General features: G+C 36.5%; 13 protein-coding genes and 1 tRNA gene. 6 read left to right on the forward strand and 8 right to left on the reverse strand.

The features are described from left to right. Positions 1 to 138: 138 nt before the first annotated feature. Positions 139 to 215, reverse strand: a tRNA-Met gene (locus ACFIK2_RS02995). Positions 216 to 379: 164 nt separating this feature from the next. On the opposite strand from ACFIK2_RS02995, the gene ACFIK2_RS03000 reads away from it, so the two are divergent. Continuing rightward, complete coding sequence (locus tag ACFIK2_RS03000) at positions 380 to 1336, forward strand: Gfo/Idh/MocA family protein (RefSeq protein WP_375633056.1); 957 nt, start codon at positions 380 to 382, stop codon at positions 1334 to 1336. 49 nt (positions 1337 to 1385) lie between these two features. Continuing rightward, on the forward strand, positions 1386 to 2504 hold the full coding sequence (locus ACFIK2_RS03005) for a DegT/DnrJ/EryC1/StrS family aminotransferase (RefSeq protein WP_375633048.1): 1119 nt from the start codon (positions 1386 to 1388) through the stop codon (positions 2502 to 2504). Positions 2505 to 2828: 324 nt separating this feature from the next. Here ACFIK2_RS03005 and ACFIK2_RS03010 read toward each other — a convergent pair whose 3' ends face one another. Genes ACFIK2_RS03010 through ACFIK2_RS03020 form a run of 3 tightly spaced genes read right to left on the reverse strand, consistent with a single transcriptional unit; the run spans position 2829 to position 4095 of the window. Next, entirely contained in the window at positions 2829 to 3095 is a 267-nt protein-coding gene (locus tag ACFIK2_RS03010; protein WP_375611955.1) for a hypothetical protein, read from the reverse strand. Further along, the gene (locus ACFIK2_RS03015; RefSeq protein ID WP_375662061.1) at positions 3085 to 3471 is read right to left on the reverse strand and encodes a hypothetical protein; all 387 of its coding nucleotides are present in this window, start codon (positions 3469 to 3471) and stop codon (positions 3085 to 3087) included. The genes ACFIK2_RS03010 and ACFIK2_RS03015 overlap by 11 nt, the downstream gene beginning before the upstream one ends. Before the next feature lie 27 nt (positions 3472 to 3498). Next, entirely contained in the window at positions 3499 to 4095 is a 597-nt protein-coding gene (locus ACFIK2_RS03020) for a DUF1134 domain-containing protein (RefSeq protein WP_375613340.1), read from the reverse strand. A gap of 214 nt (positions 4096 to 4309) precedes the next feature. On the opposite strand from ACFIK2_RS03020, the gene chpT reads away from it, so the two are divergent. Then, entirely contained in the window at positions 4310 to 4948 is a 639-nt protein-coding gene (chpT, locus tag ACFIK2_RS03025) for a histidine phosphotransferase ChpT (protein ID WP_375676875.1), read from the forward strand. Positions 4949 to 5172: 224 nt separating this feature from the next. Here chpT and ctrA read toward each other — a convergent pair whose 3' ends face one another. After that, complete coding sequence (gene ctrA / locus ACFIK2_RS03030) at positions 5173 to 5874, reverse strand: response regulator transcription factor CtrA (RefSeq protein WP_273790819.1); 702 nt, start codon at positions 5872 to 5874, stop codon at positions 5173 to 5175. Between the two features lie 564 nt (positions 5875 to 6438). On the opposite strand from ctrA, the gene ACFIK2_RS03035 reads away from it, so the two are divergent. Then, positions 6439 to 6825 (forward strand): flagellar export protein FliJ, encoded by a 387-nt coding sequence (locus ACFIK2_RS03035; RefSeq protein ID WP_375606932.1) that lies wholly within the window; start codon positions 6439 to 6441, stop codon positions 6823 to 6825. A 141-nt stretch (positions 6826 to 6966) separates the two neighbouring features. On the opposite strand, the gene ACFIK2_RS03040 is transcribed toward ACFIK2_RS03035, so the two are convergent. Next, a complete protein-coding gene (locus ACFIK2_RS03040; RefSeq protein ID WP_273790817.1) occupies positions 6967 to 7242 on the reverse strand; it encodes a DUF1153 domain-containing protein in 276 nt (91 codons plus the stop codon). Positions 7243 to 7632: 390 nt separating this feature from the next. Here ACFIK2_RS03040 and mnmA point away from each other — a divergent pair, with 390 nt between their 5' ends. After that, positions 7633 to 8856, forward strand: coding sequence for a tRNA 2-thiouridine(34) synthase MnmA (gene mnmA, locus ACFIK2_RS03045; RefSeq protein WP_375633044.1), 1224 nt, complete (start codon positions 7633 to 7635; stop codon positions 8854 to 8856). 274 nt (positions 8857 to 9130) lie between these two features. Here the strand turns inward: mnmA and ACFIK2_RS03050 are convergent, their stop codons facing one another. Further along, a complete protein-coding gene (locus tag ACFIK2_RS03050; protein WP_375633042.1) occupies positions 9131 to 9940 on the reverse strand; it encodes a TrmH family RNA methyltransferase in 810 nt (269 codons plus the stop codon). 764 nt (positions 9941 to 10704) lie between these two features. On the opposite strand from ACFIK2_RS03050, the gene ACFIK2_RS03055 reads away from it, so the two are divergent. Beyond that, positions 10705 to 11613 (forward strand): cation diffusion facilitator family transporter, encoded by a 909-nt coding sequence (locus ACFIK2_RS03055; RefSeq protein WP_375618193.1) that lies wholly within the window; start codon positions 10705 to 10707, stop codon positions 11611 to 11613. 716 nt (positions 11614 to 12329) lie between these two features. Here ACFIK2_RS03055 and ACFIK2_RS03060 read toward each other — a convergent pair. Continuing rightward, on the reverse strand, positions 12330 to 13169 hold the full coding sequence (locus ACFIK2_RS03060; protein ID WP_375618194.1) for a DUF1460 domain-containing protein: 840 nt from the start codon (positions 13167 to 13169) through the stop codon (positions 12330 to 12332). Between the last annotated feature and the right edge of the window lie 148 nt (positions 13170 to 13317).

The raw sequence follows: 13317 nt of genomic DNA on the forward strand, positions 1-13317 counted from the left end.
ACCCCTTAAAAACTCTTTGAAAAAAAATAAATTGGTACAAAACCTAGTGGCAAATTATACAAAACCCGCTGGCAAGCTACACCCGCTGGCAAGCTACATACAGGCAAGCTACAGCTACAAGCTACAACAAACAAGTAATGGTAGCGGAGGAGGGATTTGAACCCCCGACACAAGGATTATGATTCCTCTGCTCTAACCTACTGAGCTACTCCGCCAAAATAAGCAATCATAATTGTCAATAATTACATCTTTTGCGGATATAAGGGGTAGAATAGTAAGATGTCAAGCATCGTTTTTAAGCTTTTCTCTTGTCATTCTATTTTATCCTCGATATGTAAAAGTGTAATTTTCATATGATAAAGTAAGGTAAGGCATGAAAATGGTGCCACGTGTAGCGGTTTTAGGATGCGGTCATTGGGGTGAAAATCATATACGGACACTCCACTCTCTCGGGGCTTTAGCAGCAGTTTCTGATATTGATAATGATCGTGCTGCTAGTTTTGCAACACTGTATGGTGTAGAGGTTGTTACACCAGATGATCTTTTTACGCATCGAGATATTGATGCGCTGGTATTAGCGTTGCCGCCACAATTGCATACGCAAAATGTGCTCCGTGCTGTTAAAAATGGTAAAGATGTTTTGGTGGAAAAACCAATAGCCTTGAATGTTTCTGATGCTAAACGCCAAGTTCAGGAGGCTGAGGCCTATGAGCGAGTTTTTATGGTGGGCCATATTTTGCGTTTTCATCCAGCTTTTGAAAAAATGTGTGAATTGGTGAAAAACGGAGATGTGGGAGATGTGCGATATATTTATTCTCATAGATTAGGCTTTGGAAAATTTCACACACACAGTGATGCTTTATGGGATCTTGCCCCTCATGATCTCTCAATGATTTTGGCGTTGACAGGATGTGAACCTTCCGAAATTCGCGGTGAGGGGGCTGCTGTCGTTGATCAGATTTCTGATTTTTCTCATATTCATATGATTTTTCCAAATGGCGTGCGTAGTCATCTTTTTACTTCACGCTTGAGTTCTTATCGTGAGAGGCGTTTAATTGTTGTTGGAACAAAGGCTATACTCGTTTTTGATGATATGGAACCGTGGAGTCGTAAATTGGCAATGCACTATTTTGCCGTTTGGAAAGAAAATCAAGAGTGGGCTTTTAGCATGGATGAGCTGAATTACATTGATGTTTGTGAAGATTTGCCGCTTACTTGCGAATTACGGCATTTCCTCCATTGTATTGAAACGCGTCAATCACCTCGTACAAATGGTGATGATGCTATTGCGGTTTTACGGATTTTAACAGCTGCTGATGTCAATTATGATAGATAAAAGAGATAGGTAGCGCTTTTGCATTCTTGTGATGATCAATGGAGTTAATATGCAATTCATCGACCTTGGGGCGCAGCGTGCGCGTATTGAAGATAAAATTAATTTTGCAATTGCGCATGTAGTCGCTAGTGGTAAGTATATTTTGGGACCAAAAGTAACAGAATTTGAAGAGAAATTGGCAGAATATCTTGGCGTTAAACATGTGATTGCATGTGCTAATGGAACAGATGCTTTGAAGATGCCTCTTATGGCTAAAAATATTGGTCCAGGGGATGCTGTTTTTTGTCCTAGTTTTACATTTTCAGCAACGGCTGAAGTGGTTGCTTTGGTGGGGGCTAAACCTGTTTTTGTTGATGTTTTACCTGATACATTCAATATTGATGTTGAAAAACTTTCTCACGCTATCGAAATGGTAAAAAAAGAGGGACGTCTAAAGCCAAAAGCTATTATTGCCGTTGATTTATTTGGGCTTTCTGCTGACTATGTGCAAATTGCTCAAGTGGCTGCAAAGGAAAATCTTTTTATAATTGAAGATGCTGCTCAATCTATGGGGGGGAGAAGCGGTAATACTATGTGTGGTGCTTTTGGTGATGTGGCTGCTACAAGTTTTTATCCTGCAAAACCATTAGGATGTTATGGCGATGGAGGCGCTATGATGACCAATGATGATCATTTTGCAGAACTTTTACGCTCTATTTTGTTTCATGGTAAAGGTGAAACGCAATATGACAATGTACGTATTGGTATGAATTCGCGTCTAGATAGCATTCAGGCTGCAATTTTACTAGAAAAGTTTGCGATTTTTGAAGATGAAATGGAAAAGCGTGTGGAAATTGCTCAACGCTATTCCAATGGCTTAAGAGATATTGTTACAGTTCCAGAAATAGGAGAAAATATTCGTTCTGCTTATGCACAATATACGATTAAGGTAAAAGAACGGGATAAATTAAAAGATTTTTTACAAAAAAATTCTATCCCTACAATGATTTATTATAAAACTCCTTTACATCAACAGCCAGCTTATAAACACTTCCCTTATGTAAAAGATTCCCTTTCTGTTTCAGAGTCTTTAGGAGGGTGTGTTTTAAGTTTACCAATGCATCCTTACTTGACACAAACGGATCAGGATATGATTATCAAAAAAATAAGAGATTTTTATCACTCTTGAGAGCGTGTTTTTATCCTTAAAATTATGGTCAAAGCTTTATTGGTGATCCATCTTAGAAGGTATTTTTTGTTAGAGTGTGTGGCCAATGTTTTGGTATTATTTCCTTTCTAGGACCTATGAAATGTTGTCCTTTAGAGCGGTGATATGATTAGAAAGTGAAGCTTCTAGACAAGAAGATATTTTTTAACAGAACGGTATGGGCTAAGAAACTTTGTCCTTTAGCTTAGCAAAAAAGTCACGTTTAATAAAAAGGATTTAGGTTATGAAAGTTACAATGAACCTTTGTTGATTTTACTCTTCATTTAAGGTGTTTTAAAAGATAACTTATTTAACGGGGCTTTTGGAGAGAAAAGTTATTTTTTGGCGAATACGTGATGCTAGGTCATTTTTGCTTTTGGATTTTTGAATCAATGTGTTGATGGGTGATGTATTCCCCTCTTGTAGCGCTATTTGAGCTGCTAATGTTGCTGCAAGTTCTTTTGTTTCTTCTCGGAGTTCTTCTAGCAATTGGTGGTTAGCGGTCGTGTCCAGCTCATGAGTTTGAATTTTTTGTAAGCGTTGCTGATAGTGTGCGACTTTTTCACGCATCATTTGTCTTTCCTTTGGAAGTGTGTAGTGTGGCGATATTTTGTTTGATTGCTATCGCTTCTTTGGTGAGAGTATCTTTTGTGGGGAGGCATAGCCGATAAAACTGTTCTGTTACTTGGCTCAGTTGTATTTTTTGTTGGACATATTTTTTTTGCAAAAATTCGTACTTTTGTTGGTTGTTTGCTAATTCTACAGCATGTTGTGCACGAAGAAAATCGTGATTTGCTTCTATTTCCGCGAGTGATAATGGTATTTTCGCACAAACATCTTTATACGCAAAATGAACGGCTTTACGCCAAATAAAAGGAGATAAAAGCACCAGTAACCAGGAAGTGAAAGCAACTCCAAGTATAAAAAAAAGAAATGATTGAATAAGCATAATACCCCTTTTCAAATAAGAATACGTTTAAAACGGATTCCATGTCGGTCTATGTGTTAATTTTAAATATCCTATATTGATACCAAGGCGTGCGCCGACTCCTGTACGTATTGGGATTAACAAGGTATTATGGTATTTTAGGACATGAAAACCAACACCTGCAATTAAATAGGCCGAACCTGAAATACCACCATAGCGTCTCCATAAATTATTTATGCCATTAAGATTGTAAACTAAGATCATTAAACGGGAGCCTTGGCCGCCAAAATCCCATCCTACTGAGGGACCTTGCCAAAAAACTTTATGTTGACCATAGCTTTTGGTAAAAACCATTCCTTCGCCATAGGTTAATCCAGCAAAAAAGGCACCAGAAGCTTCTTCTCCTAAAATATAGGCATTGGGATAACCGTATTTTGAAAAAATATTTTGAATTGCAACAGCCAGACCACTAGCTGTTTTTCCAAAAAAAATATGACCAGAATCAATAATTTCTTGGAGTGAATAATGAGGTTCGTTTTGCTCTATTGGTTTTAGTCGAGCTTGTGTAGTGTTTATGGTGATGAATAAAAGGAAGATTAAAGATATAATATTTTTGTACCAGTATTTGAGCAGAGAGAGAGCCATGGAGTTTTCTCCTTTTATTAGTGATAAACAAAAAGATAATATTAGAATTTTCATTCTATTCAAATAAAAAATAAGATATAAGGTTATTTAAATTCTTGAATTTATTTCTGAATTTTTTAGCATGATTGTTAATGTTTCCTATTATGCATCAGATGTTAAGAGTTTTTCTTTAAAATAAAGTTTGTTTTTTTGAATCTAGGAGTTTTCAATCATTATGACGTTAGATATTTCTTTGAAGCCTATGGATCTTGCTGCTTTGCTTTGTAGTCGTATTTGCCATGATTTGATTTCACCTGTGGGGGCTATTCAAAATGCAATGGAGCTTTATGATGAAGGAGGAGCTGAAGAAGATGCTTTACAATTGGTGCGTTTATCCGTTGCGAGTGCTGCTGCACGTCTACAATTTGCGCGATTGGCTTTTGGTTTTGCTGGTGCAAGTGGAGGACAAATAGATACACGGACTGCAGAGCAGGTTGCTCAACAATATATGAAAGAAGAAAAAGCAACTTTAAAATGGCAAGCTTCTTCTTTATTGTTAGAAAAAGATGAAGTTAAACTTTTGCTTAATTTATTATTGATTGCAAACGCAACAGTTTCTCGTGGTGGTGAAATTGTTGTTATGATTTTGCAAGAAGAAAATAAACGTTCTTTTCGATTTGAGGTTTTCGGTAGAACTCTCCATATCCCCCCTCATTTTCTTGCGTTATTTCGTGGAGAAGTTCAAGAAGAGCTTATTGATGCACATGTCATCCAATTTTATTACACAATGTTACTTGCTCAGATGACAGAGATGAAAATAAATATTGATGAAAGTGATGGTTGTATTGTTTTAGAAAGTGTAAAAAAGCTTTGAATAAGAGAGAAGCGCTTAAACTGTGTTGGGAAAAGTGGCTTCGATTGAACTTATGAGCGATAAGGTTATATGTGTAAATTGGGTGTGGTTACTTCTTAAGCTTTAAGCGCTTTCTATATGAGATTTTTAGTGTGCGAGTTCTCTACTTTTAATAGAGAAAAGATCTCGGGGAAAAAATCTCGGCCCGCTACACTCCGAGATTTTACAATGTGCATATTCACTGCTTAAGCGGTTTTTCGTACGTTCTCTTCAACTGGATCACGTAATACATAACCACGTCCCCAAACTGTATCAATGTAATTTACACTGGAAGAGACTGCTTCCAATTTTTTCCGCAATTTACAGATAAAAACATCGATAATCTTTAGTTCTGGTTCATCCATTCCACCATAGAGATGATTGAGAAACATTTCCTTGGTAAGGGTGGTGCCTTTGCGTAAAGAGAGAAGCTCTAACATTTGGTATTCTTTACCGGTTAAATGAACAGGGCGCCCTGCAACTTCGACAGTTTTTGTGTCAAGGTTAACGGTGAGATCTCCGGTAACAATAACCGATTGTGCATGTCCTTTTGAACGACGAACAACTGCATGGATACGTGCAATGAGCTCATCCTTATGAAAAGGCTTCGTCATATAGTCGTCTGCTCCAAAGCCAAAACCACGAACCTTATCTTCAATGGCATTCATACCAGAAAGGATTAGGACAGGAGTTTTTATTTTTGCCAACCTTAGAGTCCGCAAGACATCATACCCTGACATGTCAGGCAAATTCAGATCAAGCAAAATGATATCATAATCATAGAGTTTTCCTAAATCGATACCTTCTTCACCCAGATCAGTGATATAAACATTAAAGTTAGCCGACTTTAACATCAACTCAATGCTTTGAGTAACTGCTCTATCATCTTCAATTAATAATACGCGCATTTTAGATCCCTCACTTTGCTCCTTCACGAATCATAAGGAGCATTTCTATTTTATATCAGTTAGCAAAACCACTGTTATAAAAACAATTCATTAAATCAAACACTTATAACAAAGCGTTTATGAACATTTCAGTAGTACGCGTAACAATCACTACTAAATTCCCCACTATCCATGATAGTGGTTAACAAAATATTGTTATTTTTGAAAGAGGCTACAAAATTATTTTAGAAAAATCCTATATTTTTTAACATAATAAAAAAGGAGGGCTTTTTCTATAAACTTTAACTTAAAAAAATTTGTAAAAGAGCTTTATAAATTACTTTTTTACAATTTCAGTGTTTATTTACTGAGCTTTAAACCTCTTCAGTTTATAATAGGGGAAAAGTTAAAGAAATAGTTATTGCTCTATTAAAGCAGATTGTATTTTCAGATGCTTTAATGAAAGGCAAAAATTATTATAATTTCAAGTTAATAGACTGTTTTTGTCGGATAGATATATAACTAAAAGATATTTATTGGGTGTGAATGCGAGTTTTGAGTTGGCGCAATCAAGGAGTAGTGAGTATGAAGCCACGAGAAAATATGGTGCGATTAAGGATGTTTCAAGTGCGTGGAAAGCGCCGTGAAATTGCACAGCTTGAGATGATGATCGCAGAATTTGAACGAATGGTGTTAGAGTTGGAAGCACAGATTACTCATGAAGAACGTAAATCTGGAAACAATGATGTTCACCATTTTGCTTATTCTGCTTTTGCGCGTGCAGCGCGGCAAAGACGTGATAATCTGATCAATTCAATTCGTGATTTAGAACTTCAAAAAACAAATGCTGAAATTGCTCTCCATGAAGCTAATACAGAGCTGCAACGTGCACAGCTTTTGGAAGCACGAGAAAAGAAGATTGCTGCGGATGATAAGGATATTTTGATTCAATCTAATTCAATGGTTGGCTAATTTAATGGCTGGATGATAAAAGCAATTATTGAAAAATCCATTCTTTCAGGTTTATCTTTTGGATATAGTATAAAACAGCCAAACTTTTATCAAGTTTGGCTGTTTTATAGATTGCTTTATGTTTTATTAATCAATGGCAACTTAATGCCTGTAGTGTTGAATCTTGGTCGTTCGTAATCCCGCTAAACCGTGTTCATCGATTAAACTTTGCCATGAAAGAAATTCTTCTACAGTCAAAGTATAACGGTGGCACGCTTCGTCAAGACTTAACAATCCACCTCTGACAGCCGCAACAACTTCAGCTTTGCGACGAATCACCCAGCGCCGTGTTGTTTGCGGCGGTAGGTCGGCAATTGTAAGCGGACTTCCATCTGGCCCAATAACATATTTCATTTGTGTTTTTATCAAGTTGCTCATTCGTATCCTCTACCTTTAGTCAAGGACTTGATTCGTTTATAGAGCATGAAATTTAAAAAAGAGCTAAAAGCGCTGAAAGAAAAAATTAATAAAGTGATTGGGTATGTAAAAAGAAGCTCAAGTTGAAGTGTGTAGAAGAGATTCTTGCAATATTTTACTGGATTTTTCAAAAGAGAAAAAAGGATTTCTCCTAAACGATTACCATTATGCCTTATTTCCATCATTCTTTTTTTGTTTGCAGCAGCTCTTAAGAAAGTAATGCCTATGGTTGTGGAAAGGATAAAAAAATAATATAAAGACAATCAATCATGTAAAAGTGCTAAAGAGCGTGCATCAGAATGTCAACATATGGGTAGCCATTAAACAGAGCATTAAATAGAGAATGAATACATGTTTTTAAACAGTCTTGATTTACCAGGGCAACCTGAGGATTCTCGCATTGTTGTTGCAATGTCGGGAGGGGTTGATTCATCGGTTGTTGCAGGTCTTTTGAAAAAGGAAGGGTATAATGTTATTGGCATTACGTTGCAGCTTTATGATCATGGGGAAGCAACGCATCGGGTGGGGGCGTGTTGTGCAGGACAAGATATTGAGGATGCACGCCGCGTTGCAGAAACACTAGGAATACCGCATTATGTTCTTGATTATGAAAAGCGCTTTCGCGAAGCTGTTATTGATCCTTTTGCAGAAAGTTATGCTCATGGAGAGACCCCAGTACCATGTATTGCATGTAATCAAACGGTTAAGTTTGCTGATTTATTAGCAACGGCACGCGAATTGGGGGCAGATGCTTTGGCTACGGGACATTATATTCGTTCGCGTTCCCACGGAGCGCATCGAGCACTCTTTCGTCCTCTCGATAATGATCGTGATCAGAGTTATTTTCTCTTTGCAACGACACAAGAACAGATTGATTATTTGCGTTTTCCACTTGGTAACCTTCCAAAAGCCCGCGTTCGTGAAATGGCAGCAGAAATGGGCTTTGTGGTTGCCAATAAGCATGATAGTCAGGATATTTGTTTTGTTCCACAAGGAAAATATTCAGATGTTATCGCAAAACTGCGTCCAGAAGCAGCTAATCCTGGCGTTATTGTCCATATTGATGGAAAGATTTTAGGTAAACATTCGGGAATTGTTAATTATACGGTTGGTCAACGTCGTGGTATTGGGGTGTCAACGGGTGAAGCGCTTTATGTGGTTTATCTCGATGTGGAAAATGCACGTGTTATTGTTGGACCGCGTGAAATGTTAGAAACGCATAAGCTTTTTTTACGTGATGTGAATTGGCTTGGTGATGAGTCGTTAGATAATTTCCCTTCTCAAGGTATTGAGGTGGCTGTAAAGGTGCGTTCAACGCGTCCTCCTCATCTTGCGCGCTTACATTATAAAGAAGGTATTTTTTCCGTTGATTTATTGGAATGTGAAAATGGTGTGGCACCAGGGCAAGCTTGCGTTCTTTATGATGGAAATGGTCATGAGGCGCGTATTCTTGGGGGAGGATTTGTAACACATTCAGAACGTGCAGCCGATACTGAAATGATGTTGAAGCGCGTTTTATGCAATCTCGAAACAAAAGATTCTGTTTCCTCAGAACTAAAAACAACAGCTTTATAAAGCATAGTAAATTGATTTAATGATATCTTTAACCTTAAACTTGAATGAGAGACTTCCGGAAGATTTTCTCATTGAAAGTTTGTTTTATGATTGAATCCATCAACATTATATCTTCTGCACGTCATAAGTGGGGTTAGGGTGTGGAAAGTGATGAAAAAAATGTAAAAATGTTTTTTATCAATGCTTTCAAAGGCTAGGGAACGGCAATATTATTGGAGACTGGTAGATAACACACAACATTAGGTATGTTCTATAACTTGAAGTGTTATCATCTTTAGTGGTCAAAGTTGGTAAAATGAGCAAGTGCAATACCTGAGGCTGTGGCAACATTAAGGCTGTCAAAACCGTCAGTCATGGGAATACGTAAGGTGTTTGATTGTTGTAGTATATGGGGTGGTAAGCCATCGCCTTCTGTTCCAAAAATAAGTGCCATTCTTTTGGTTTTGTTGGCTTGTTTGAGAGTGTGTGAGGCAGAAGGGGAGAGTGCATAAAGATGAAAGTTTTCATCGTTTAGAGCAGCTATAATGTCATCTATATCAGCGTTTTGTGTATAGGGTACTTTTAAAGCAGCACCGGCAGAAACTCTTATTGATTTGCGATAAAGTGGATCGCATGAGGTTTTGTCGACAATAATGCCATTACTGGCAAAGGCTGCTGCATTACGAAAAATTGATCCCATATTATCGTGATTCGAGATACCACATAAAACAAGAATCAAAGCTTTTTCTGGAAGATATTGTAAAAAACTTTGTAAAGATGGCAGTATTTTGCGTTTACCAATACCCAGAACACCACGATGAACATGGAAACCGGTGATATTATCCATAACTTTTTGTGGAACGCAATAAATGGGACATAGGGGCTGTGTTTTTTCTAAAAGCGGTAGAAGTCCAGAGAGACGGTTTGCTAAGATAAGCAGTGAGATGGCAGAAAACTCTTTTGAGTGCAGTAATGCGGACAAAGTTACTTTGCTTTCAGCAATAAATTGATGTTGCCGTCCAACAAGATCTTTTTCACGGATATTATGATAGGCTTTTAGGCGTGGATCATCTGTTTCATTGATTGTTGTGATATTCAAATGCATGCGAGATTTTTAGTGCTTTTTTCTTATGATTTCCAGATGTTAGAATTTTTTTATTTTAAAAGAAGAGATAAAAAAATACTTTTTTAAAACTTATGGTAGAATTTATGTTGACAATATACAACCATAGGTATAATGTGAAAATACTGATACGGAATCATATATTTTTCTCGTATCGGGTGCAGTGTCTTGGGTCCCCGCTATTTCCCAAGTTCTGTATGCCCTTAATTTCTAAGGGAAAAGAATCTGGGTCCCCAATGCCCAGATTCTTTTTTTTGAGGGTAATCATTGTTCTTCATTTCTATATCTAAATTTTTTAGTAAATCATATTTTAAAATCCAGTTGACCTGTAAGGTTACAGTAGAGTGCTAAGATATTTTTTCTAAGGTGCAAAGATGGCTTATAGATGGGTTATAATGCACATCATAAGACTAAAAAAATGCATGATTATGATAGATTTGAGCAAAAACAAGTTTTTCGTTTATGAGAAGTGAGATGGCTTTAAGTTATTCAGAAAACGATTAATAATGAAGGTTATGTGTTTGATTGCTCTTGGGAAAGCTCTTCTTTCTATTATTTTCTCTCTTCTTTATTTATTGGTGCTGTTCGTGTAACTGAGCAGTTTTTACGATAATAATGGTGAGCTGAAGCGTTTATTGTATGATGAAGCTTCTGTAATATTGAGGAAAGATCGTCGTTATGCCAAAAGTATAATGATATGGTTGAAAATATTAATTCCCTATTTCGTGAAGAAAAGGATGAGGTTCATGGATGTAAAAATCAATATACAAAGCTTAACTTTATACTCTATTTTTATTGCGTGTATTGTTTTTGCTTTGAAATATTGGGCATATCACATCACAGGTTCGGTTGCACTTTATTCTGATGCATTGGAATCAATCGTTAATATCCTTGCATCATTGGCAGCATGGTGGGCTGTTAAAGTGAGTATGAAGCCAGCAGATCATGATCATCCCTTTGGGCATCATAAAGCGGAATATTTTTCCGCAATTCTTGAAGGGGTACTCATTATTATTGCGGCAATTGTTATTTTAAGAGAAGCATGGATAGCTCTTTCTACCGTTAAATTGTTGCAGAAACCTGGAATATGGCTTGCTATTCATCTTATTGCAACTGTCATAAACTGTATGTGGGGAATGGTTCTTATTGGGCAGGGAAAACTCCATCGCTCACCGGCTCTTAAAGCTGATGGAGTACATTTTATAACTGATGTTTTTACGTCTCTTGCAATTTTAATTGGTTTGATTGCTGGTTTTGTCGGAGGATGGGGAGCTTTAGATCCAATTTTAGCGATAATCGTTGCTGTTAATATTCTCTTACAGGGCTGGAAGGTGATTAGAAATGCTGTTCAGGGATTAATGGATGTTGGCGTTGAATTGAATGAAAGCATGCGGATTCGGGAGCTGATTTCTGCAAATGCATCGGGTGCGCTTGAGGTCCATGATTTGCGGACGCGTGTTGCTGGGAGGGTTACTTTTATAGAGTTTCATTTGGTTGTGCCTGCTATAATGCAGGTAGGAGAAGCACATAAAATTTGTGATAAAATCGAAGCTGTTCTTCAAAAAGAATTTGATAATGTGCGTATTTCTATTCATGTCGAGCCTGAAGATGAGGCAAAATTGCCTCCTGGTACAACGGTGATCCCTTTTATATAAAAAGATTTTTTCAATTGGGTTGTCATGTTACGAACATTAATTTTTTACGGTGTGGCAACTCATATCTCTTGAAAATACGATGATGCTCTTTTGTTGATTGTATTTTTGCATCAATAAAGGGGAAGATTAAACAAAGTCTCTTAAGGCAAGATTTATTCTGTTATCGTACACTGTCATTTAAGGTGTGGTGAGATAAGACCTATAAAATTTGATCTCTTAAGCATTTTTTGAGTGCGCGGTCAATGCCGAGAAGTAAGGCTTGCTGGTGGCATTTAATTGAATTACATGAAATGGTTATCCGCTGAAATTGGCTTAAGAAGATGTATTGTTTACGGGGCTGTCAAGAATAGATCTCTTGTTTTTGAGAGCGAGAGGAAATAGAGCTTAATTATAAATTTTATATAAAATACTTTGTGAGACAATAATCATAACATACCTTATTTTACTTATGCTTGCAAAAAATATTTTTTATATTCATAAAGATTAGAATGGCGGTGGTCTATAGATAATTCTTAGCTCGAGCATATGAAAAGAAAGTATGATACAAGAAATAACAGAGTTTTGCTTGCCTTCAGCTTTCAGTCAGTAAAGGTAATTATAACCGCCATTCTTCAAATATGATTTTATCCGTGTAGATTATACAAAGTTAGACGTTTATCTGAATAGCTTCAGTATATCTATTAAGAATAGAAAAGCTATTTCATATCGCTATGATGTTATTCAAGGGCTCTTAAAACGACGATTCCTGGTGTTTTTGCAACATAATCCATAAAAGGGGTATCGACGACTTTTTCATTTTCTTTGTGTGAAGGAGCATGTCGTAACATCGGCCCTTTATCTGTCATGATAAAGAAACTCACATGTGTTACATCCAATCCAGCAAGTTTTGCATAAATGCCAATGAAATCCCCTGATTTTAAACGGCTTATAACCTCTTCATTAATAAAGTTACTTGGAATATACGTTATTGTGCGTTTCACAACTGGAAGTCCAGGAAGATAGCTTTCACCATCAGCTTTTTTGTTTAGATATTTTTCTATTTTTACCGCATGGGGACTTATTTCAGCGGTAATATCAGTGGCGAGTTTATATTCTCTATAAGCCCAATCCGTAAAAAAATGTTTCCGATTTAAAAAATCAACATTACCGTTAATATAACGCGTTTTTATGACGTTATTTATGAATTCTGTTTGGGATGTTGATTTGCGCAATGCTTCAACATAATCCATACAAGTGAAGTTATCTAAGCTTCTAAAATCAATAATCAGTTTTTCTGGTGTATTTTCTGAGCCATGTAACATATTAGCTTTGTAAGGTGTTCCTAAAAAAGCTTCAGAAAGAAAGTCAATCATGGCTCCTTTTTCGTGATCATTTATTTCTGAACGTTTTTTGAGAAGAGCATTTAATTTATTTAAAGTATAGGGATCTAGCTCTACGCTGGTTGTTTGTTGTGTTTCTATTTTATTTTCTATCCCCCCCTCTTGTGAATAAGAATTTTGGACATCACGTCCTATCACTAACATTAAAGTGAGAATTAATAGGGATATTTTTTGCATTTTATACACCATTTTTAAATTTAACAGTTCACGCACAACACGTACTAAAAGAACTGTTTTCTCATGCTTATTAGATTTGAATGTAATAATAACATATAATATTGATTGATTCAATAAATATAATCAGTTTTTACAGTATTAATATATT

Source organism: Bartonella sp. AP88XZML (assembly GCF_042195565.1).
Taxonomy (GTDB): Bacteria; Pseudomonadota; Alphaproteobacteria; order Rhizobiales; family Rhizobiaceae; genus Bartonella.